Below are 21,951 nucleotides of genomic sequence, written 5' to 3' on the forward strand. Positions count from 1 at the left end.
CTCCACGACACCCACAGACCGGACCGGCAAGGTGAGGCCAACCTTAACCGTCGGCGAGAACGGCGTTCTGCACAGGGATGCCGGATAACCCATGATTCCTGCTCAGGGCATACGCTGGATTCCGACAGCACGGGAGCCCCCGCGGGGGCTGAGAGGGGAGCACGCGGCTCCCGACCGTACGAACCTGATCCGGATCATGCCGGCGAAGGGAGCGGACGCGCTTGATCGTGATCATCGGAGCCGGGGTCGTCGGCCTCGGCGTCGCCTGGCGGGCCGCCCAGCGGGGCCTGGCCGTCACCCTCGTGGACCCCTCGCCGGGCTCGGGCGCCAGTCATGTCGCGGCCGGGATGCTGACGCCCGTGGGCGAGCTCCAGTACGGCGAGGAAGACCACCTGATGCTCGGCATCGACTCGCGCGACCGCTACCCGGCGTTCGCCGCCGAGCTCGCCGAGCTGACCGGGATCGACGTCGGCCACCAGCGCGAGGGCAACCTCTCGGTCGCCTACGACGGCGACGACCTCGCCTTCCTGCGCGAGCAGCACGAGTTCCAGGCGTCCCTCGGCCTGCGCACCGAGCTGCTCACCGGCCGCGAGTGCCGCAAGCTGGAGCCGATGCTGGCCCCCTCCGTGCGCGGCGGCATCCTCGCCCCCGAGGACGGCAGCGTGAACCCCCGCAAGGTGGTCGCGGCCCTTCTCCAGGCCTGCGCCGATGTGCCGCTCGTCCGCAAGCGCGCGCACGAGATCGTCATCGAAGACGGGCGGGCCAAGGGCGTCCGGCTGGAGGACGGCACGGTACTGCCCGCCGACCAGGTGGTCCTCGCCGCCGGAAGCTGGTCGGGCGGCCTCAGCGACCTGCCCGTACGGCCCGTCAAGGGCCAGATCATCAGACTGCGCTCGCCCCGGCCGTTCTTGACCCGCGCCACCCGCGGGCTCGTCCAGGGCTTCTCGCTGTACCTCGTGCCCCGCCCCGACGGGGAGCTGGTCGTCGGCGCCACCCAGGAGGAGCTGGGGTTCGACGGCCGCGTCACCGCGGGCGGTCTGTGGGAGCTGCTGCGCGACGCCCGCGCGCTGTTCCCCGGCGTCACCGAGCTGGAGTTCGCCGAGGTCACGGCCTCCTTCCGCCCCGGCTCCCCCGACAACGCCCCGATCCTCGGACCTTCGGGGACCGACGGCCTGGTCTATGCCACGGGCCATTACCGCAACGGCATCCTGCTCGCCCCGCTCACCGCCGACGCCGTCGCCGGGGTGCTCGCGGGCGAGGACCTGCCCGAGGTGGCCCGCCCCTTCACCGCCGCCCGCTTCGCCCCCGTGGAGACCCGATGAGAGCCCATGTCAACGGAGACCCCTGCGATCTCGCCGTCGGCACGACGGTCGCCGACGTCGTCGTCCACGTGGCCGGGCCGATCGCGGCCGAAGGGGGCCGCGGTATCGCGGTGGCGCTGAACGACGAGGTGGTCCGGCGCGCGCAGTGGCCCGCGACGACCCTGAACGACGGGGACCGGGTGGAGATCATCACCGCGGTCCAGGGAGGCTGAGAACGTGGACACGCCGGACGCACTGGAGATCGCCGGGGAGAAGCTCGGCTCGCGCCTCATCATGGGCACGGGCGGCGCCCCGAGCATGCACGCGCTGGAGGAGGCGCTGCTGGCGTCGGGCACCGCCCTGACGACGGTGGCGATGCGCCGCGTCGACCCCGCGGCCAAGGGCTCGGTGCTGGAGCTGCTCGACAGGCACGGCATCAAGGTGCTGCCGAACACGGCGGGCTGCTTCACCTCCGGCGAGGCCGTGCTCACCGCGCGCCTGGCCCGCGAGGCGCTCGGCACCGACTGGGTGAAGCTCGAAGTGATCGCCGACGAGCACACCCTGCTCCCTGATCCGATCGAGCTGCTGGACGCCGCCGAGCGCCTCGTCGCCGACGGGTTCAAGGTCCTGCCCTACACCAACGACGATCCCGTCCTGGCGCAGCGCCTCGAGCAGGCGGGCTGCGTGGCCGTCATGCCGCTGGGCGCGCCGATCGGCTCGGGCCTCGGCATCCGCAACCCGCACAACATCGAGCTGATCGTGGAGCGCGCGGGCGTCCCGGTGGTCCTGGACGCCGGGATCGGCACCGCCAGCGACGCGGCCCTGGCGATGGAGCTGGGCTGCGACGCGGTCCTGCTGGCCACGGCCGTCACCCGCGCGCGCAGGCCCGCGCTCATGGCGACGGCGATGCGCCACGCGGTCGAGGCGGGCCGCGCCGCTCGCCTGGCCGGCCGCATCCCCCGGCGGCACCTGGCCCAGGCGTCGTCGGCGTTCGACGGCCTCGCGACGGGCGGGCAGCCCTGACCCGGCTGCATCGACCCGGCCCGGTTCACGGCCGCTTCATGATCCCGGCTCCGCCGGGGCGCCCGCGAACCGGGCGGCACTGACCCGGCCCGGTTCGCAAGCGCCTCAAGATCCCGGCTTCGCCGTGGGCGCTCGCGAACCGGGCAGGCCGCCGATGTCGATGCGGACAACTCATGATCACGGTTCCAGAACGGACAAAACGTAGTCCCGCAGACCGATGAGTCAGGGTCCGGTTCGCCCTTAGACTGCCCGGATGGACGCGACAGCTGTGGATCCTCTCGTCGGGCAGGTACTCGACGAGCGTTACCGCATCGAGTCGAAGGTGGCCAAGGGTGGCATGGCCACGGTGTACGTCGGCCGCGACCTGAAGCTCGATCGGATCGTCGCCGTCAAGGTGATGCACCCGCACCTCGCCCAGGACGAGCAGTTCGTCCGGCGCTTCATGGGCGAGGCGAAGGCCGCGGCAGCCCTCTCGCACCCTAACGTGGTCGCCGTGTACGACCAGGGCAGCGACGGCGCGCACACCTACCTGACCATGGAGTACCTGCCCGGCAGGACTCTGCGCGACCTCCTCGACGAGCGCGGGCGCCTGCCCGTCCGCGACGCGCTCGGCATCATGGCGCCGGTCCTGTCCGCGCTCGGCGCGGCCCACCGGGGCGGGCTGATCCACCGCGACGTCAAGCCGGAGAACGTCCTGCTGACCCGCGACGGCCAGGTCAAGGTCGCGGACTTCGGACTCGCCCGCGCCGAGACCGACAGCAAGCAGACCAAGACGGGCATGATCATCGGCACGGTCGCCTACATGGCCCCCGAGCAGGTCATCGACGGCCGCGCGGACGCCCGCTCCGACGTCTACGCCGCGGGCGTCCTGCTGTTCGAACTGCTCACCGGCCGCCAGCCGCACCAGGGCGACACCCCCCTCGCGGTGGCCTACGCGCACGTCAACGACCCGATCCCGCTGCCGTCCCAGCTCGTCCCCGACATCCCGCCGCGCATCGACGCGCTGGTCGCGTCGGCCACCGCCAAGGACCCCGCCGGGCGGCCCATGGACGCCGGCCACTTCTACGCGCTGCTCGCCGACCCGAACCTCCCGCTGCCCGCCCCGGGCGCGCCCGGCGTGCCGATGACGCGCAACTCCGGCGAGCACTCCCGGCCGCAGGCCCAGGGCCCCCACCACAGCGGCCCCCACGGCCCGTACAACAGCGGCCCGCACAGCGCGCCGCAGGGCAGCCCCGACGGCGCCACCTCCGTGCTGCGCCAGCCCGGCCCGGACAACCGGACCTCCGTCCTGCCCGGCGGCCCCAACCACACCGCCGTCCTTCCGCGCGGCGAGGAGCCCGCGCGCCAGGACGACGTCCTGCTGATCGACAAGATCATGCACTTCGTCACCGGCAGGTTCGTGCTGCTGACGCTCGGCCTGATCGCCTCGATGGTGCTCGGCTGGGCCGTCTGGTACCAGGTGTCCGGCAAGTACGACCACGTGCCGGAGCTCATCGGCGTCTCGCAGGAAGAGGCCGTCCGGATGCTCGGCGCCGACGGCATCCAGTACGAGATCGCCGACACGAAGGTCTTCTCCGACAAGGCGACCAAGGGCACCGTCGCGGGGGTCGTGCCCGGCGAGGGCGCCAAGATCCAGCCCGGCACGCGGATCGTCCTCACCCTGTCCAAGGGGCTCACCCCGATCGAGATCCCGGACGTCGCGGGCAAGAGCATGGACGAGGCGCGCGAGCAGCTGAAGGCGTTCGACTTCACCGAGGAGGAGCGGGCCTCCAGCCAGCCGGAGGGCATGGCCGCGGGCACGAACCCCAAGGCGGGCACGAAGCACTCCCCCGACGACCCGATCGTGCTGTACGTCTCCAGCGGCCTGGCGATGCCCGACATCGTCGGCAAGGCCAAGGACGACGCCTACGGCCAGCTCGACGCGATCAAGGCCAAGCTGAACGGCGACTTCCACATCAACGAGGTCGAGCAGAACGACCCGAGCAAGCCCGACGGCACGATCCTCTGGCAGGACCCGAAGGCGGGCACCGTCCTCGCCCCCGGCTCGACCGTCACGATCGGCGTCAACAAGCGCGACAACTGCTTCCTGGAGCAGGTCAACCCGTTCTGCGACGACGACCAGCCCGACGCCAACGGCAACATCCTGATCCCGCACCTGCTGGGCAAGTCGATCGACGAGGCGAAGGCCGAGCTGGAGCGGCGCGGCTTCGTCGTCGTCATCAACCAGACGGTGGGCACCGGGCGGGTCATCAACATGAACCCGGGCGGCGGGAACCGCGTGCCCAAGGGCACCACGATCACGATCACGCACTAGCCGTCCCGCGCGGGGGGCCGGTCCTGTCAGACCGGTCCCCTAATCTGGGACGACCATGAGCGAACCGCAGAGCCCCATCGGGGCGCACGTACCGGTGGCCGGGGGCCTCGGCACCGGATCCCTGAAGTACGCCGCCGAGATCGGCGCGGAAGCCGTCCAGGTCTTCGTGAGCAACCCGCGCGGGTGGGCGCAGGCCGCCGGCAGGCCCGCCGAGGACGACAAGCTGCGGGAGAGCCCGCTGCCGGTCTTCGTCCACGCGCCCTACCTGGTGAACTTCGGCACGCCCAGCGAGGACACCCTGGAGAAGTCGGTCTCCTCGGTGGCGCACTCGCTGGCGCGCGGCGCGCAGATCGGGGCGCGCGGCGTGGTCGTGCACACCGGCTCGGCCGTCACGCAGACCCGCGAGGAGGCCCTCGCCCAGGTCCGCGAGCACGTGCTGCCGCTGCTGGACGCGCTGCCCGACGACGCGCCCGACCTCCTGCTGGAGCCCATGGCGGGTCAGGGCGCGATGCTCTGCGCCACGGTCGACCAGCTCGGCCCGTACTTCGCGGCGCTCGACCACCACCCCAAGCTGGGCATCTGCCTCGACACCTGCCATGTCTTCGCCGCGGGCCACGATCTGGCCGCCGCGGACGGCGTCGCCAAGACCCTCGACGAACTCGTCGCGACCGTCGGACCGAACCGCCTCAAGCTGATCCACGCCAACGACTCCAAGGACGTGTGCGGCTCCAAGAAGGACCGCCACGAGAACATCGGCCAGGGCCACATCGGGGAGTCCCCTTTCGCCGCCCTCCTCCACCACCCCACCGTCGCCGGCATCCCCTTCATCATCGAAACCCCCGGCCGCTCCCCCGCCCCCCACAAAACCGACATCGAAACCCTGAAACGTCTCCGCTCCACCACCCCCACCTGACCCACCCCCGGCCCCCGGGAACCCGGCACACCCCGAACGCACCCGCGAAAGCCACCCGGAAGCGCCAACGGTCCGCCCAGCCGATGACGTCAACACGTCAAAGATCCTCAGGAAGCCCCAAGACGCACGGTCGCACACGGGCGTTCCAAGGCACGCCACCAGGCACGGCCGAACACGCCCCCAACGCCCGCACAACGCCGAAGCGACGCACACGGCCGTCCCGCCGCCGCGCCCACCCCGCGACGGATCTTCCAGATGGCACCGCCAGGCACAGCCGGCAACCGGGCGATTCCGGGGAGCGCCGCCCAGGCGCGAGTGCCAGCGAAGTGATCCCACGAAGCGCCGCCATCAACCGGGCGACTCCAGGAAGCGCGAACAGGGCCGCGCGCTTCCAAGGAATCGTTCGCCGGGAGGGAGTTCCGCCAGGCGGACACAGGCCCAGTTCTTCCGGGGAGCGCCGCCAGGCGCGGGCACGAACGGTGTTTCCAGGGAGCGTCTCCCGAGGCGGACACGGGGCCGGTTGTTTCCAAGGAGCGCCGCCAGGCGCGGGCGGTCACGTGATCGGGCGCCCCTGGGTGTCCCGTAGGCCCCGGGGCCGGAGGGACGCCCAAGGCGCGAAAGCGCCCGATCACAGCCCTACCGGAGGACCGGAGGCCCCCAGGGCCGGAGGTAGGGCCAGAAATACGCTCAGGCGCTGAGACGGACAACCCCCCGACTGTCCGCTCAGCGCCTGAGCCTGCACCGCCGTCTCCCACCCCCCCGGTACGGGAGGCGGCGGCTGATGGTCCTTACCCGGAGTCAGACCGGCCCCGGGAAGGACCTCCAGAATCGTCTTGCTGAAGAGAACGTTACGGGGACTGGAGGGGCTGTGGGGGCGCGCGGCCGGGTCGCGCGACCAACGGTATGTAGTCGGCGATATACGTAGCGTAGCTGTAGGTCGAGCGGTCGGTTTCGGGCGACGAACGGTCGGCAGGTGCCGCTTCCCTGCGTCGTCGCCCGGTGGGCGGGGGTGTCAGCGGGGGTCCGGGCCGCCGCGGAAGCCGCGGACGAGCAGGTCGCGGACCTCTCGGGTGTGCCGGCGGCTCACCGGCAGGGTGGTCGCGCCGACCCGGACCTCGGCCCGGCCCGCGTCGAAGCAGAGTTCGGTGATGTGGGCGGCGGCGACGAGGGTGCTGCGGTGGATCCGCACGAAGCCGGCGTCGGCCCAGCGCCGGGCGAGGACGGCCAGCGGGATCCGCACGAGGTGTTCGCCGCCCTCGGTGTGCAGCCGGACGTAGTCGCCGTGGGCCTCCACATGGGTGACCGCGGAGCGGCTCACCAGCCGGGTCCGCCCGCCCAGTTCGACGGGGATCAGCTCGTCGTCCGGGGCGGCCCGCTCCCGCCGCGCCGCGCGCTGGACCCGTCCGACGGCCTCGGCCAGCCGCCTCTGGCGGACGGGTTTCAGCAGGTAGTCCAGGGCGCCGAGCTCGAAGGCCGCGACGGCGCAGTCGTCGTGCGCGGTCACGAAGACCACGGCGGGGGGTTCGGCGAAGCCGGAGAGCAGCCGGGTGAAGTCGAGCCCGTCGAGGCCGGGCATGCGCACGTCGAGGAAGACCGCGTCGAGCCGCTCCCCCGCGGCCATCATCCGGCCGAGCCCCCGCAGCGCCTCGGCGGGGTCGCCCGCGCCGGTGACCCGCTCCACCCGGGGGTCGGCCCGCAGCAGGTGGACGAGTTCCTCCAGGGCGGGCAGCTCGTCGTCGACGGCGAGGACGCGCAGCGGGGCGGGTTCGGAGGCGGGAAAGGCGGACGGGCCGGACGACGGGGACGCGGAGGACTCTGAGGACATGGCAGGACCTTGCCGCCCTCACCGAGCGCGCGCAATCACTTCCGCCAGGTGACTATCGGACCGGGTCCCGACATGGCCCGCAAACCATGACGATCACCAACGAAACGGGCGTCAGTCCTCCTGGTAGGAGTACCGCTGCTCCCGCCACGGATCGGCGACGGTGTGGTAGCCGCGCTCCTCCCAGAACCCGCGCCGGTCCCCGACGAGGTACTCGAACCCCCGCGACCACTTGACGCTCTTCCACGCGTACAGGTGCGGCACCACCGCCCGGACGGGGAAGCCGTGATCGGGCGTGATCTCCTCCCCGTTGTGGTGGGTGGCGAACACGGTGCCCTCGGCCCGCAGGTCCTCCAGGCGGATGTTCGCGCCGTACCCGTACTCGGCCCAGAGCATCACATGGGTCACGTCGGGATGCGGCGGGACCAGTTCGAGGAGCGTCCGGCCCGTCACGCCCTCCCACAGGTTGTCGGGGATCGTGAACTTCGTGACGCAGTGGAAGTCGGCGACGACTGAGGTGCGCGGAAGCTTCTGGAACTCTTCCCAGTCCCAGCGGGCCTCCGCGCCGTCGGCGGTGGGCCCGTAGACGCGGAAGTCCCAGCGCTCCGGGCGGAATTTCGGCACCGGACCGTAGTGCAGCACCGGAAATCCCCGGGGCACGTACTGCCCCGGCGGCAGTGATTTCTCTGGGGAGGTCATCTTCCGGCCCAGTCTGCCACTCCCCCGCGGACGCCCGTCTCCCAGCCCCCGAAGTTCGGACCACTCCCGATCATGGTCTACGCTGATCCCATGCAGAGCAGCAGCTTCTACTTTTGGTATGGCGAGCCCGGATCCGGGTCCCTCGTCAGCCGAAAGCTGCGCTGACGCAAGAGACTTCGAGAGCCCCGGGCCGCCACAAGGCCCGGGGCTCTTTGCTTTGCCCGCACACCGTTTTCCCCACCTTCGTCTTCCAGACGTTCGTTTCCCGACCTTCTTCGAGGAGAGACCCATGGTCGTCGTGATGTCACCTGAGGCCACCGAGTCCGACATCGACAACGTCGTCGCGCTGGTCGGCGCGGCGGGCGGCGAGGCCTTCGTCAGCCGCGGCGTCAACCGGACCATCGTCGGCCTCGTCGGCGACGTCGAGCGCTTCGGCACCCTCAACCTGCGCGGCCAGAGGGGCGTCAGCGACGTCGTGCGGATCTCCGCCCCCTACAAGCTGGTCAGCCGCGAGAACCACCCCGAGCGCTCCACGGTGCGCGTCGGCGGCGTGCCGATCGGCCCCGGCCACATGACCCTGATCGCCGGCCCCTGCGCCGTCGAGACCCCCGAGCAGACCCTCCAGGGCGCGCTCATGGCCAGGCGCGCGGGCGCGTCCCTGTTGCGCGGCGGCGCGTTCAAGCCCCGCACGTCCCCGTACGCCTTCCAGGGCCTCGGCGAGGCTGGCCTGAAGATCCTCGCCGACGTGCGCGCCGAGACCGGCATGCCGATCGTCACCGAGGTCGTCGACGCCCGTGATGTCGAGCTCGTCGCCGAATACGCCGACATGCTGCAGATCGGCACCCGCAACACTCAGAACTTCGCGCTGCTGCAGGCCGTCGGCGACGCGGGCAAGCCCGTCATGATCAAGCGCGGCATGAGCGGGACGATCGAGGAGTGGCTGATGTCGGCCGAGTACGTCGCGCAGCGCGGCAACCTCGACGTGGTCCTGTGCGAGCGGGGCATCCGCACCTACGAGAAGGCCACCCGCAACACCCTGGACATCTCGGCCGTGCCCGTCGCGCAGCGGCTGTCGCACCTGCCGGTGATCGTCGACCCGTCGCACTCCGGCGGGCGCCGCGACCTGGTCCTGCCGCTCACCCGCGCCGCGATCGCGGTCGGCGCCGACGGTGTGATCATCGATGTCCACCCGCACCCCGAGACCGCGCTGTGCGACGGCCCGCAGGCCCTCGTCCACGACGACATGGCCGAGCTCGCCGCACTGGTGCAGGCGCTCCCGCCCATCGTCGGCCGGCAGCTCACCCCGGCCCCCGAGCAGGTCGTCGCGGGCTGATCCGCCCCGCGCCGGGGACGGTCGTGTGATCGCCTCCCGTGCTCTTCGACCCTGAGGGCCGTGCCCGGTGTGTCCCGCCGGGTGCGGCCCTCGGTGTTAGGGTTCGGCGCATGACGCGCATCGTGGGCCCGCCCACCGCCCCCTGACCGGGGCACCCACCCGCTGAACCACGGCCTCGTCGAGGTCCGTGCGCCCGCGTCCCTCATCGAATGACGGACGTCGGCGGTGCGCGCCCCGGAGACGGAATCGGTTTCCTTCGACTTCCGCTTCAGGAGCGCTTCTCATGCTTTCCTCCTCTTCGTCTTCTTTCGGCGTGCGCGCCGGTCATCTTCTCGTCACCGCGGCCGCCTCCCTCTGGGGCACCACCGGCGCGGTGACCGTCCTCGCACCGGACGGCGCCTCCGCCGTCTCGGTCGGCGCCGCGCGGATCGTGCTCGGCGGCGCCCTGCTCGTGCTGTTCGCGGGCCGTTCGCTGCCCGCTCTCCTCACCGCGGGCCCGCGCCGGACGCGGACTGCGCTGCTCCTCGGCGCGGCGGGGGCGGCGGTCTCCCAGATCGCCTACTTCGTCGCGGTCGACCGCACCGGCGTCGCGGTGGCGACCGTCGTCACGATCGGCTCGGCACCCGTGTGCGCCGCGCTCCTCGGCCTCCTGGAAGGGGAAGCGCCCAGCCGTCGGCAGCTCGGGGCGGGGGTTCTGGCGGTCGCCGGCAGCGCCCTGCTGATCGGCGGCGGCGCCGCCGACGGTGCCGGGATCGTGCTCTCGCTGGTCTCCGGGGCGTTCTACGCGATCCACTCGGTGGCGGTCGCCCGGATCGTCCGGGCGGGGCATGACGCGCGACCCGTCGCGGGCGCCGTGTTCGGCCTGGCGGCGGCCGTCCTGCTCCCGGTCCTCGCCGTGAGCGGGCCCGGCTGGCTCGGCTCGCTCCAGGGGGCCGCCGTCGCGGGCTACCTCGGGGCGGTCACCACCGCGCTCGCCTACGTCCTCTATTTCCGCGCGCTCCGCGCCGTCGACGCGACGACCGCGACCACCCTCACCCTGCTGGAGCCGACCATCGCCGCCCTCCTGGGCCTGGCGGTGCTGCACGAGCCGCTCGCGCCGGCCGGCTGCGCGGGCCTGGTCCTCGTGGCCGCCTCGCTGGCCCTGCTCCTGCGGCGGTGACCGGCGGGCCCGTCGCCGGAGACGGCGGCGGGCCGTCCGCTATTCGATGATGCCGTCCGCGCGCAGGCGCATCGCCATGATCTCGATCGGGGGGTCGGGGTCGAAGTCCGACGGGCGCGGCATCTCCGGGCCCTCTTCGCCGAAGCGGGCGATCTTCTCCAGCCGGACGACGCGGAAGCGGCGGCCCGCGACGGCGATCTCGTCGAGGCGGGCCGCGGTGAGCAGGGCGGCGGCCTCCTCGTAGGCGCGGCGGGTCCCCGCGTCGGGGCGCTCCACGGCCGGGATGACCTGCTGGAGGTACTCCGCGAGGGCCTCGCGCGCCAGGTGGGGCGTCGTGCAGGCCGCGGTCGCCGACCGCCATCCGTCGTGCAGGAACTCCGCGACGGAGAACGCCGCGGCCATCGGGACCGGCACCGGATGGGTGCCGAGCGCCCGCTGCGCGTCGACGAGCGCGTCGCCCTCGAACAGGCCGGGGCGGGCCGCCAGATCGGCGAACTCCGCGGCGAGGGCGAGCCGGTCGGGGGTGTGCGGGCCGTCGGTCGTCAGCAGCTCCAGGGGGCGCGGGCGGGGGCGGCGGAACCGGGGATCGGGGTCGGTGGGGCGCGGTCCTTCCGGCGCCGTCGCGTTCATCCGCAGCAGTTGCTCGACCCGGATCACGCGGAAGGGGCGGCCCGCGACCGTCAGCTGGTCGTGCCGCTGCCAGTCCAGCCGACGCGCGGCCGCCTGGTAGGGCTCGGGGTCGGACGCGCGCTGGGCCTCCTGCCGGAGCTGCGTGGCCAGATCGTCGCGGGCGCACTGCGGGGTGGCCTCGCCCATGCTGCGCACCCGCCAGCCTCCGGCCACCCGCTCGGCTACGCCGAACATCGGACCGGCCGGCACGAGCACCGGGTACACGGTTCTGGCGCGGGCGGCGTCCGCCGCCGCCAGCGCCCGCACCGGATCACCCGACATCAGCTCGCGCAGCCCGCGCTCAGCCGCCTCATCCTCAAAGGCCATGCCCCCATCGTTTCGCCCAGGCAAGGCATTTCGCAGCCTCTTGGCCGAATTGGGTGGCGGACAGGCCCGGCCACCCCACCGGCCGGATTCGCCTACCGCCCGCTCATCCCGGCCCGGACGGCGCACGCCGTGCGCGCGTCTCGCCGCCGCCCGGCGATCGTCCGGACGGGCGGCCCACGGGGCTATTCGGCGCCGTAGACCGGGTGGTGCTCCTGGAGGGAGTCGGCGAGTTGTTCGGCGAGCTCCTCGGCGTCGAGGCGCTTCTCGATCTGGCGGAGGTCGGCGATCTTGGCGGCGGTCTCGGGACGGCGGGGGGCGAGGATGGAGCAGCAGTCCTCGTCGGGGAGCTCGGAGATCGAGAGGGTGCCGATGCGACGGGCCGAGTCCATGATCTCCGATTTGTCCATGCCGACGAGCGGGCGGAGGATCGGCAGGTCGACGGCGTCGTCGAGGGCGGTCATGTTGATGAGGGTCTGGCTGGCGACCTGGCCGAGGGAGTCGCCGGTGATGAGGGCGCCGTCCTTGCGGCGTTCGGCGAGGACCTCGGCGGTCTTCAGCATGAGGCGGCGCTGCGCGATGATCGCGAGGCGGTCCTCGCCCGCGGCCTTGATCTGCTGCTGAGCCTTGCCGAACGGCACGACGAAGAGGCGGGAGCCGCCCTGGAACTTGTCGAGTTCGCGGACGAGCGCGTAAGCCTTGTAGATCGACTCCGGGCCGGTGAACGGCATGCCGGAGAAGTGCAGGTAGTCGACGCGCAGGCCGCGCCGCATCATCCGGTAGGCGGCGACGGGCGAGTCGATGCCGCCGGACATCAGGACGAGGCCGCGCCCGCTCGATCCGACGGGCAGGCCGCCCTGGCCGGGCGCGCCGTCGGTGTAGACGAACACCTCGTCGCGGTCGACCTCGATGGAGACGGTGAGGTCGGGGCGCTTCAGGTTGACCGGCAGCCCGAACTTGACGTTGATGGCCGAGCCGACGGAGATCCCGATCTCGGCGGAGGTGATCGGGAAGCGCTTGTCGCGGCGGCGCGGCCGGACCGCGAAGCTGCCGCCGAGGGCCGCGGCCGGGTGCTCGCCGACCATGTCGAGCGCGGCCTGCGTCATCGCCTCGACGGTCTTGTCGACGCGCCAGCACCGGTGCACGATCACGATGCCCATGACGTCCTCCAGCCGCTTGGCGACCTTCTCGACGTCGTCGACCGCTCCGCTCTTGGCGCGGACGACGATCACGCCGGAGCGCTGCCACAGGGTCGTCTCCACCTCGGTGGCGGCGAGCGCCTTGCGGATGTTGTTCTGGAGCCGCTGTTCGAACTGGTGGCGGTTCTTGCCCTTGAGCACGATCTCGCCGAGCTTCAGCAGAACGCAGGGCTCACCGATGACGGACGCCGCGGGCATGATCAGAACCTCCAGGAGGGCTTACGGGGACACCTTTCAGTGTCGCCCATCCTGGAGAGCACTCGCGACGTGTTTTCCGCCGCCTCCCGGGACGAGGGCCGGCGGGCTCAGCCGAAGAGGGCCTCGGCTTCGCTGTAGCGGTCGGGCGGGACCGTCTTCAGGGTGGCGACGGCGTCGCGGAGCGGGACGCGGATGACGTCGGTGCCGCGCAGGGCCGTCATGACGCCGAAGGCTCCGGCCTGGACGGCGTCGACGGCGTGGAGGCCGAAGCGGGTGGCGAGGACCCTGTCGAAGGCGGTGGGGACGCCTCCGCGCTGGAGGTGCCCGAGGACCACGGCGCGGGATTCGCGTCCGGTGGCCTGTTCGATCCGCTCGGCGAGCCAGGTGCCCACTCCGCCGAGCCTGACGTGCCCGAAGGCGTCCTCGCCGCCTTCCTGGAGGGTCAGGTCGCCCGAGATCGGCCGGGCGCCCTCGGAGACGCAGACGACGGCGGCGAGTCCGCGCCGGAACCGCGCCTCCACCCAGCCGATGACCCTGGCGGGGTCGAAGGGCCGTTCGGGGATGAGGATCACGTCGGCGCCGCCGGCGAGCCCGGAGTGCAGGGCGATCCATCCGGCGTGCCGGCCCATCACTTCGCAGACGACGGCCCGGTGGTGGCTCTCGGCCGTCGTGCGGAGCCGGTCGAGCGCCTCGGTGGCGATGGCGACCGCGGTGTCGAAGCCGAAGGTGTAGTCGGTCGCGCCGAGGTCGTTGTCGATCGTCTTGGGCACTCCGACGACGGGCACGCCCTGCCTGTGGAGCGCTTCGGCGACGCCGAGGGTGTCCTCGCCGCCCATCGCGATGAGCGCGTCGACGCCGAGGGCGGCGAGGTTCTCGGTGATCTTGCGCGCGCCGTGCGGGTCGGACAGCGGGTTCGTCCGCGACGACCCGAGGATCGTCCCGCCTTGCGCGAGGATTCCCCGCACGGCCGATACGGGCAGTTCCACCGCGTCGCCTTCCAGCGGCCCCCGCCACCCGTCCTTGAAGCCCGTGACGGTGTGCCCGTACTCGCCGACGCCCTTGCGCACGATGGCCCGGATCACCGCGTTCAGTCCGGGGCAGTCCCCGCCTCCAGTGAGCACCCCGATGCGCATGCTGAGGCCGTGCCCCCGGGGAGACGGCAGGAACCAGGTGAAACGCCCTTCCGGGAGAAAACGGGCGAAGTCTTGGATCAGTGGTTATCCGCCGGGGCGGAAGGCGAGGGCCCCGGTCCTGAGGATCTTGGCCTTGCCGAAGACGGCGACCACGACACCGCCCGGGAACCCGCGGAGGGCGGGCGCCTTGCGGGGGCGGGCGGCGGTGCCGTCCGCGCCGTAGTGCCAGAGGGCTTCGCGGACGGCGAGCGCGGCGCGCGCGTCCGGGGCGAGGTCGGCCCGGTGGGCGCGGGCGAAGTCCCAGCCGTCGAGCCAGGAGCCGCGGGTGGGGCGGCCCTCGGCCCAGCCCAGATAGGCGTCGCGGTGGAGGATGAGGTCGGGCCACGGGTGCAGGACCTCGCCGAAGCGCTTGCGCAGGAGGGCGCGCGCGGCGGCGCCGACGCGGGCCTTGTCGAAGCCGCCGGGCAGGTCTGCGCCGGCGACCAGCGCGCGGACCAGCGCCTCCTGGCGGGCCGCGAGATCGGAGAACGACTCGTCCATCGCGGCTCCTCAGGTGATCCTGGGCAGGCCCGTGGCCTGGGCGGACCCCGTGATCCTGGGCAGGTTCGCCGCGTCGGCGATCGCGTCGAGCTCCGCGGCGAGGACGTGCGTCGGCGGGTAGCTTCCGTCGCGTTCCAGGAGGTAGCCGAGCCGGTTCTCCGGCGGGCACCGCGTCTCGGCCTCGGCGACGAGGGCCAGCACCTCGGCGGGGACGGGGTCGGTGTGCGTGTCGTGGTAGAGGCCTTCGCTTTCGCGGCCTCCGGCGACGTGGCAGTAGACGACCCTTTCCAGCGGGAACGACTCCAGCACCTTCACCGGGTCCTCGCCGCGGTTGCGCGCGTTGGCGTACACGTTGGCGACGTCCAGGAGCAGCAGCGCGCCCGTCCTGTCGAGGAGTTCGGTGAGGAACCGGCCTTCGGTGTAGTCGTCGTCGGGCCAGTCGAAGACCGCCGCGATCGGCTCGACGGCGAACGGCACGCCGAGCCCCGCCATGGTCGCGGCGGTGTTGCGGACGAGCACGTCGAGGGAGTCGCGGCTGCGCGGCACCGGCAGCAGGTGCCCGGCCTCCAGCCCGCCCGCCCGCACGAACGCGACGTGCTCGCTGACGAGCGGGGCCCCGACGAGTTCGGCGCTGCGGGCGAGGTGCTCGATCCGCGCCGGGTCGACGGGCTCCGCGCCGCCGAGCGACAGCCGCACCCCGTGCGGGATGACCGCGACGCCCCGGTCGCGCAGCTCCAGCAGCCGGTGGTCGGGGTGGTGCAGTGACTCGGCGATGACCTCGGTGAAGGCGAGGCCCGGGAGCTGCGCGACGAACTCCGCGATCTCCGGCCGCCATCCGATCCCGATTCCGGGTCCGCTCATCCGCCGCATCCGCCCCCGCAGCCGCCTCCGCCGCAGGACGAGCCGCTGCTACAGGAGGAGCCGCTGCTGCAGGAGGACGAGGACGAGTCCCCGCCACCGCCCGAACCGCCGCCCGAGGCCATTCCGAGCTGCCGGTTCAGTTCGGCCTCGGCCGCGAACGCCGGATCCATGCCGACGAGCGCCACCGCGCCGAACGCCGCGACGGCGAGGGCCGCGCCGTAAGGCCCGTAGGAGGCGTAAGACGGGGACTTCGACGGGTGCAGGGCGTCCAGACGCCGTGCCGAGGACGCCACGGTCCGCTCCCCCGCCCGGGTTCGCTTGGGCACGCTCACCAGCAGGGTGAACGTCGCCACCGCGACGACGAGGAGGACGACCATGAGGTAGCCGACCGGCTTTCCGGCGTCGAGGCCGGCCACGAGCCGGGCGACGCCGAGTCCGAGCAGCAGGAGCAGGGGCACCGCGCTCAGCCGGGCGGCGCGCCGCTCGGCGGGGCCGGGCACCTGGCCGCGCGCCACCAGGGAGGCGTGCACGGCGGACAGCTCCTGCGCGACGGCCGGGTGCCGGGGCAGGTCGCCGACCTTGGCGCCGGCGCCCGCCGCGTACAGGACCGCGTGGTCGAGCGGCGCCGCGCCGGCCGGCGCCGGTCCCGTCGCGACGACCCTGCCTCCGGGCGCGGACGCCACGGACCCGGCCAGCCGCAGCGCGGCGAGGCTCGCCGCGACGGCGCGGCGCGGGCCCTCGACCAGGTGCGCCAGCTCCGGCGCGGACAACTCGCCCGGCATGTCGGCGCCCGCCGAGAGCCAGCGGCGGGACCCGATCACGAAGACGAAGACGAGGGTGGCGAGCACCGTGTAGAGGGCGAGGAAGGCTTTGCCTTCGATGCCCCAGGTGGGTTCGGAGGCGATCTCAGCGAGGATCATCGGGGGGTCCTCCCGTGTCGGTGCCCGCGGCGTCGCGGTCTGTCAGGTAGGCCCTAAGAGTCGGTTTTGTCCGACTCTGCGGGTCCTGCTGTCTTCGATGCTCACGACGGTGCCCGGGTTCCCGGTCAGCCGCCGCACCCCCCGCCCCCGCCGCCTCCGCAGGAGGAGGACGACGAGCCGGAGCACGAGGAGGACGAGCACGACGAGGACGAGGAAGACGACGAGGACGAGGACCCGCCGCCCGAGGAGATCCACGCCGCCCCCCACGAGCCCGTGTCCTGCCCTGCGTGGCGGTGCACCTCGGACTCGGCCGCGAACTCCGGGTCGAGGACCATCAGCGCCGTGCCGCCGAACAGCGCGACGGCCAGCGCCGCCGAGTCGGTGCCGTGGTCGGCGTACGAGGGCTTCTGCGAGGGGTGCAGCATCCGGTGCCTGGCGGCGGCGTCCGTCACCGAGCGGTCTCCCGCCCTCGTCCGCACCGGGACGCTGAGCGCGAGCCCGAGGGTGCCGAGGCCGAGCACGACGAGCGCGGCGACGAGGAAGCCGAAGGGCCGCCCGTTGGCCGAGCCCGCGAAGGCCCGCACCACGCCGACCGCCCACAGCAGCGCCGCGGGCGCCGCGGCGAGCCGGATCCGGAGCCGCGCGGCGTCGTCGAGGAGCTGGCCGCGCCCTTCCAGCGAGGCCCGCACCGCGGCGAGTTCACGCGCGACCCAGGTGCGGCGCGGCAGGTCGGCGACCCGGATCCCCGGCAGCGCCGCGTCCAGCACCGCGACGTCCAGCGCCGACGCCCCCGCGGGCGCCGCCCCCGTCGCGATGACCCGCGCGCCCGGTCCCCCGTCGACGGACCCGGCCGGCCGCAGCAGCGCGAGGCTCGCCGCGACGGCCCGGGACGGCCCGCCGACGAGGTAGGCGAGTTCGGTGTGGGAGAGCCCGCCGACCGCTTCGGCGCCGGCCGCGCCCACCCTGCGCGCGAAGAAGGCGACGGCCAGGGCGAGCACACCGCACACCGCGAAGACGGCGAGGAACACGGGGCCTTCGATCCCCCACGTCGCGCCGGAGTCCGTCAAGGCGAGGAGCATGGGGGCCTCCCTCTTCCGTGCGCCCGATATGCGGATTATCGCGCGCCACGCAGGTGTTCTGCTGGATTTGACGCCCGGTTTCTCCGACCGGTTCCCCGGTCGGCTCCCGCGGAACGACGAGGAGCCGGAACACGAGGACGAACAGGACCGCGGGGCCGACCGGAGTCGGACGACCCGCTCTGGGGGCACCGGATTCAGGGGGCCGGGTTCAGGGGGTGTCGAGGCCCTTCTCGATGGCGTAGCGGACCAGTTCCACGCGGTTGTGGAGGTGGAGTTTGCCCAGGGTGTTCTGGACGTGGTTCTGCACGGTCCGGTGCGACAGGACCAGCCGTTCGGCGATCTGCCGGTAGGTGAGGCCCTTGGCGACGAGGCGGAGGATCTCGGTCTCGCGGTCGGTGAGGCGGGGGGTGTCGGGGGTGGGGGCCGGGGCCGACGTCAGGCGGCGGTACTCGCCGAGGACGAGGCCGGCCAGGCCGGGGGTGAAGACCGCGTCGCCCTGGGCGGTGCGGGCCACGGCGTCGAGGAACTCCTCGCGGGCCGCGGACTTCACGAGGTAGCCCGTCGCGCCGGCCTTCACCGCCTCCAGGACGTCCTCCTGCTCGCCGCTCGCCGACAGGACGAGGACGCGGGCGGGGACGTCCAGGCCGGTGAGGGCGCGGGTCACCTCGACCCCGGAGATGTCGGGGAGCCTCAGGTCCACGACGGCCACCTCCGGCCGCACCGCCGCCGCGACGCGCACGGCCTGGCGGCCCTCGCCGCACGCGGCCACCACGTCGTATCCGGCTTCGGCCAGGTCACGTGCGACGCCGTCCCGCCACATGGGGTGATCGTCCACCACCATCACCCTGATGCCGCCCATATCGCCTCATATCTTAAATCGTTGTAAATCCGAGGTAACAGCGTGACCCGCCAGCGAATCCGGGTATGAGAACGCGAGGCATAAGCCCCCCATTCGCGGAGGTCCCCCCGGTGCTTCGCGCGCGCTTCGCACTGCCCGTCGTCCTGTCGTGCCTGGCCCCGCTGCTCGCCGCGTGCGGAGCCCCTTCGTATCACTATGTAAAGAATTCAGAAGATAAGACCTATTTCAAGGTCCCCGCCACCTGGCACCGCATCGAGGAGCAGCCGCTCAACCTCGTCGTCGGCGGCGCCGACGCCGACTCGGCCACGGCCGCCCGCGTCAACGCGACGAGCTGGTCGGTCGGGTTCGACGCCGACGGCGACCCCAGCGCGGGCCACCTCGTGGACTCGGGCAGCGACGCCCCCTTCGTCTACGCCAACGTCCGGCCGCTGTCGGAGGAGCAGCGCGGCGTCATCTCGCTCAACATGCTGCGCGACCTCTTCCTGCCCGTCACCGAGACGTCCCGGACCGCCGCCGAGCAGGGCGGCAACGGGCTGCCCGGCTTCGAGCTGCTGCGCGACGAGATCCTGACGCCGGGCGAGGGCCTGCGCGGCGTCCGCGTCGTCTACAGCTACGACTTCACCCTCGGCCTGCGCCAGACCTTCGACCAGACGGCCTACACCAGCGACGACGGCCGCCTGTTCTGGCTCGTCATCCGGTGCTCGGCCCGGTGCTTCAGCGAGCGCGCCGACGAACTCGACTCCATCGCCACCTCCTTCACCGTGAGGAACTGACATGATCTTCTCGCGCGGAGGGGGCGGCCGGTCCGCCCCCGCGACGCCGGACCTCGACCCGGACGCCCAGGACGCCTCTGACGCCTCGGACGCCCAAGAAGCCTCGGCTCCCCCGGAGCGCGAGCGCGGCCCCGTCCGCAAGCGGATGGCGCTGTTCGACAGGGTGAAGTACCTGCTCCTGCTCACCGTCATCTGGTTCGTCCTGGTCTGGGCGGCGATGGCGGACAACCCGCTGCTGCCGTTCGACGACGCCGCCCGCGAACGGCACGCCTCGTCGGCCTGGCTGTACGCGATCGCGGTGGTCGAACTCGTCCGCCAGACGCACTACCTGCTGAGCGAGCGCTGGTCGGGCTACCACCGGTTCTGGACCGACCGCTTCTTCGGCGGGTTCGAGCGCCAGTCGCAGCGCAGGCTCAGCCCCTGGACGCGCTTCCGCGTCGGCCGCGTCCTCACCTGGCTGTTCTGGATCGCGATGCTCGCCGTCGTCATCGGCGCGTTCCGCGACACCTCGCCGGTCCTCGCCCTGTTCGAGGTGCCCGCGCTGATCTGGGACGCGATGCCGATGGTCGTGCAGATCATCTTCATCATGTTCATCGCCGTCGGCCAGTTCGTCGCGATCTTCTGGTTCCTGTCGCGCGGCGGCGTCGAGGTCTACTACCCCGACGACATCAAGACCCGCTTCACCGACGTGTGGGGCCAGGACCACGTGCTGGAGCGGGTCCGCGAGAACATCCTCTACCTGGAGGACCCCGACCGGATCGAGGAGCGCGGCGGGTACGTGCCCGGCGGCATCCTGCTGTGGGGTCCGCCCGGCACCGGCAAGACCCTCATGGCCGAGGCCGTCGCGGGCGAGACGGGCCGGCCGTACGTGTTCGTCGACCCGGGCGCGTTCATCAACATGTTCTTCGGCATCGGCGTCCTGAAGGTCAAGGGCCTGTTCCGCAAACTGCGCAAGCTCGCGCTGCGGTACGGCGGCGTCATCGTCTTCTTCGACGAGGCCGACTCGCTCGGCCGCCGCTCCCTGCCGGCCGGCGGCGGGCCGCTCGGCCAGCCCGGGTTCGGCGCGGCGAGCGGCTGCCACGGCGGCCACTACCTGAGCGAGCACACCCGCCAGGTGCTGCTGACGGGCGCGGCGGGAGCCGCCGCGGCAGCCCCGGCCACGGAGAACAGGGTCGTCACCGGCATGGGCATGGGCGGAGGGGGCGGCGACATGGGCACCCTCCAGGCCCTGCTGACCGAGATGTCCGGCCTGAAGAAGCCGCGCGGGTTCGTCAACAGGCACGTGCGCCGCGCGCTGGGCATGCGCCCGAAGCCGCCGCCCAAGTACCGCATCCTCATCATGATGGCCACGAACCTGCCGACCGCCCTCGACGAGGCGCTCCTGCGCCCCGGCCGCATCGACCGCATCTACAAGGTCGGCTACCCGTCGAAGGCGGGCCGCCTGCGCACCTACAAGGGCTACTTCGCCAAGGTCGCGCACGAGCTGACCGACGAGCAGCTCGACAAGCTCGCCGTCGTCACCCCGTACGCGACGGGCGCGACGATCAAGGACCTGGTCAACGAGTCGCTCATCGCCGCGATCCGCGAGGGCCGCGAGGTCATCACCTGGTCCGACGTCATGCGGGCCAAACGACTCAAGCAGCTCGGCCCGCCCGAGGACGTGGAGTACATCGAGCGGGAGCGGCACGCCGTCGCCGTGCACGAGGCCTGCCACGCCGTCATGGCCTACCGGGCGCGCCGCCATCTGGAGATCGACGTCGCCACCATCGAGAAGGGCAGCGACTACCTCGGCATGGTCGCCAGCATCAAGCCCGAAGACCAGTTCACCCGCTGGCGCAGCGAGTACGAGGCCGACATCCTCGTCTCGCTGGCCTCGCTCGCGGGCGAGCGGATGTTCTTCGGCGAGGACAACTCCTCAGGCGTGTCGGGCGACCTGGAGTCGGCCACGACGGTCGCGGCGCTGATGGAGGCGTACTGGGGCATGGGCGCGGGGGTCTCCTCGCTCACCGCGCTCCAGGCGCTCGGCATCGGCCCCGGAAGGCCCGACGCCAAAGGTGGCCCCGTGGGCGTCGCGGGAGCCGCGCCGAAGCCCGGCGCGGAGGCGATGGCCGGAAGGCTCGGCGAGCGGATCGAGAAGATGCTCGCCGACCTCCTCGCCAAGGCCGAGGAGATCTTGACCGAGAGCCGCCTTGAGGTCCTCGCCGTCGCGCACGCGCTGGAGGCGCACAAGACCCTCACCGGCGACGACGTCGTGGCGGTCATCGACGGACGGCAGGGGCCCCTGGTCGACGGCACCGTCTACACCAGGCCGGAGTTCCAGCGCAGCCTGGAGCACTACCACCAGGCCGCGGCGGCGGCCCACGAGGGCCACACCGGGGTCACGCTGACGCTGCCGGTGCCCGACCTCAGGACGGGGACGGGATGACCTGCGGGGCCGTCTGAGTCGGCGCGGGCACCGGGCCTTCGCCGGGCATCTGCGGCAGCACCGGGAAGGGCCGCTGGTCGGGCACGTACCAGTCGCCCCTGCCGCCCTCGCCCCGGTCGCCGCGACCGCTCCAGCCGCGGTCGCCGCGGTCGAACTCGACCCGGATGACGTCGTGGTCGTCGTCGCCGCCCACGGCCACGGCCACGACGCCGCCGCCGACCAGGCCGCCGAGCAGGCCCGCGCCCAGCAGCGACAGCACGCCGGGCGTGAGGAACCCGCGCACCCGCGCCGTCAGCGGCGGCCGCGGCGGGCCGCCCGCCACGGCCCCGTCGGCCCGGTACGGCGGCGGGGGCGGCGGCGCCTGGTGGCCCGCGGGCGGGTACGGCGGCTGGCCGGGCTGCGCGGGC

At 72.8% G+C, this 21,951-nt stretch carries 20 protein-coding genes and 1 riboswitch; of the genes, 9 read left to right on the forward strand and 11 right to left on the reverse strand.

The features are described from left to right. Positions 1–119: 119 nt before the first annotated feature. Positions 120–228: riboswitch (TPP riboswitch) on the forward strand. The 5 genes from thiO (at position 228) to ACYVOM_RS08060 (ending at position 5,551) form a co-directional block, all read left to right on the forward strand. Next, the gene (gene thiO, locus ACYVOM_RS08040) at positions 228–1,322 is read left to right on the forward strand and encodes a glycine oxidase ThiO (protein WP_460302627.1); all 1,095 of its coding nucleotides are present in this window, start codon (positions 228–230) and stop codon (positions 1,320–1,322) included. Its footprint overlaps the riboswitch before it by 1 nt. Continuing rightward, a complete protein-coding gene (gene thiS, locus ACYVOM_RS08045; RefSeq protein WP_460302597.1) occupies positions 1,319–1,534 on the forward strand; it encodes a sulfur carrier protein ThiS in 216 nt (71 codons plus the stop codon). Before thiO ends, thiS begins: the two co-directional genes overlap by 4 nt. A gap of 61 nt (positions 1,535–1,595) precedes the next feature. Next, on the forward strand, positions 1,596–2,324 hold the full coding sequence (locus tag ACYVOM_RS08050; protein WP_460302628.1) for a thiazole synthase: 729 nt from the start codon (positions 1,596–1,598) through the stop codon (positions 2,322–2,324). A 253-nt stretch (positions 2,325–2,577) separates the two neighbouring features. Then, the gene (pknB, locus tag ACYVOM_RS08055; protein ID WP_460302598.1) at positions 2,578–4,638 is read left to right on the forward strand and encodes a Stk1 family PASTA domain-containing Ser/Thr kinase; all 2,061 of its coding nucleotides are present in this window, start codon (positions 2,578–2,580) and stop codon (positions 4,636–4,638) included. Between the two features lie 55 nt (positions 4,639–4,693). Then, complete coding sequence (locus ACYVOM_RS08060) at positions 4,694–5,551, forward strand: deoxyribonuclease IV (RefSeq protein ID WP_460302599.1); 858 nt, start codon at positions 4,694–4,696, stop codon at positions 5,549–5,551. 1,012 nt (positions 5,552–6,563) lie between these two features. On the opposite strand, the gene ACYVOM_RS08065 is transcribed toward ACYVOM_RS08060, so the two are convergent. Together ACYVOM_RS08065 and ACYVOM_RS08070 are read right to left on the reverse strand one after the other, a co-directional pair. Beyond that, positions 6,564–7,376, reverse strand: coding sequence for a LytR/AlgR family response regulator transcription factor (locus ACYVOM_RS08065; protein WP_460302600.1), 813 nt, complete (start codon positions 7,374–7,376; stop codon positions 6,564–6,566). 111 nt (positions 7,377–7,487) lie between these two features. Further along, a complete protein-coding gene (locus ACYVOM_RS08070) occupies positions 7,488–8,072 on the reverse strand; it encodes a molybdopterin-dependent oxidoreductase (RefSeq protein WP_460302601.1) in 585 nt (194 codons plus the stop codon). A gap of 289 nt (positions 8,073–8,361) precedes the next feature. Between ACYVOM_RS08070 and aroF the strand changes: the two genes are divergently transcribed. Together aroF and ACYVOM_RS08080 are read left to right on the forward strand one after the other, a co-directional pair. After that, the gene (gene aroF / locus ACYVOM_RS08075; protein ID WP_460302602.1) at positions 8,362–9,405 is read left to right on the forward strand and encodes a 3-deoxy-7-phosphoheptulonate synthase; all 1,044 of its coding nucleotides are present in this window, start codon (positions 8,362–8,364) and stop codon (positions 9,403–9,405) included. Positions 9,406–9,718: 313 nt separating this feature from the next. Further along, positions 9,719–10,564, forward strand: coding sequence for a DMT family transporter (locus ACYVOM_RS08080; RefSeq protein ID WP_460302603.1), 846 nt, complete (start codon positions 9,719–9,721; stop codon positions 10,562–10,564). A gap of 39 nt (positions 10,565–10,603) precedes the next feature. Here the strand turns inward: ACYVOM_RS08080 and ACYVOM_RS08085 are convergent, their stop codons facing one another. The 8 genes from ACYVOM_RS08085 to ACYVOM_RS08120 all read right to left on the reverse strand — a co-directional run bounded on the left by ACYVOM_RS08085 (position 10,604) and on the right by ACYVOM_RS08120 (position 18,328). Further along, positions 10,604–11,560: a DUF5954 family protein gene (locus ACYVOM_RS08085; protein ID WP_460302604.1), complete on the reverse strand. Its 957-nt coding sequence runs from the start codon at positions 11,558–11,560 to the stop codon at positions 10,604–10,606. Between the two features lie 182 nt (positions 11,561–11,742). Next, positions 11,743–12,954, reverse strand: coding sequence for a tRNA uracil 4-sulfurtransferase ThiI (gene thiI, locus ACYVOM_RS08090; RefSeq protein ID WP_460302605.1), 1,212 nt, complete (start codon positions 12,952–12,954; stop codon positions 11,743–11,745). Between the two features lie 107 nt (positions 12,955–13,061). Beyond that, entirely contained in the window at positions 13,062–14,087 is a 1,026-nt protein-coding gene (locus ACYVOM_RS08095) for a 6-phosphofructokinase (protein WP_460302606.1), read from the reverse strand. Positions 14,088–14,171: 84 nt separating this feature from the next. After that, complete coding sequence (locus tag ACYVOM_RS08100) at positions 14,172–14,627, reverse strand: hypothetical protein (RefSeq protein ID WP_460302607.1); 456 nt, start codon at positions 14,625–14,627, stop codon at positions 14,172–14,174. Positions 14,628–14,636: 9 nt separating this feature from the next. Next, positions 14,637–15,488 (reverse strand): MbnB/TglH/ChrH family RiPP precursor modification enzyme, encoded by an 852-nt coding sequence (locus tag ACYVOM_RS08105; RefSeq protein ID WP_460302608.1) that lies wholly within the window; start codon positions 15,486–15,488, stop codon positions 14,637–14,639. Next, positions 15,485–16,408: a TIGR04222 domain-containing membrane protein gene (locus ACYVOM_RS08110; protein WP_460302609.1), complete on the reverse strand. Its 924-nt coding sequence runs from the start codon at positions 16,406–16,408 to the stop codon at positions 15,485–15,487. Before ACYVOM_RS08110 ends, ACYVOM_RS08105 begins: the two co-directional genes overlap by 4 nt. Before the next feature lie 125 nt (positions 16,409–16,533). Beyond that, positions 16,534–17,487: a TIGR04222 domain-containing membrane protein gene (locus ACYVOM_RS08115; RefSeq protein ID WP_460302610.1), complete on the reverse strand. Its 954-nt coding sequence runs from the start codon at positions 17,485–17,487 to the stop codon at positions 16,534–16,536. A gap of 208 nt (positions 17,488–17,695) precedes the next feature. Continuing rightward, entirely contained in the window at positions 17,696–18,328 is a 633-nt protein-coding gene (locus ACYVOM_RS08120) for a response regulator (protein ID WP_460302629.1), read from the reverse strand. A gap of 128 nt (positions 18,329–18,456) precedes the next feature. Between ACYVOM_RS08120 and ACYVOM_RS08125 the strand changes: the two genes are divergently transcribed. Together ACYVOM_RS08125 and ACYVOM_RS08130 are read left to right on the forward strand one after the other, a co-directional pair. Continuing rightward, on the forward strand, positions 18,457–19,119 hold the full coding sequence (locus tag ACYVOM_RS08125) for a hypothetical protein (RefSeq protein WP_460302611.1): 663 nt from the start codon (positions 18,457–18,459) through the stop codon (positions 19,117–19,119). 1 nt (position 19,120) lies between these two features. After that, on the forward strand, positions 19,121–21,544 hold the full coding sequence (locus ACYVOM_RS08130; protein ID WP_460302612.1) for an AAA family ATPase: 2,424 nt from the start codon (positions 19,121–19,123) through the stop codon (positions 21,542–21,544). Here ACYVOM_RS08130 and ACYVOM_RS08135 read toward each other — a convergent pair. After that, on the reverse strand, positions 21,525–21,951 hold a 427-nt coding region (locus ACYVOM_RS08135), incomplete at its 5' end, for a hypothetical protein (RefSeq protein ID WP_460302613.1). The genes ACYVOM_RS08130 and ACYVOM_RS08135 overlap by 20 nt on opposite strands.

Source organism: Actinocorallia aurea (genome assembly GCF_054783995.1).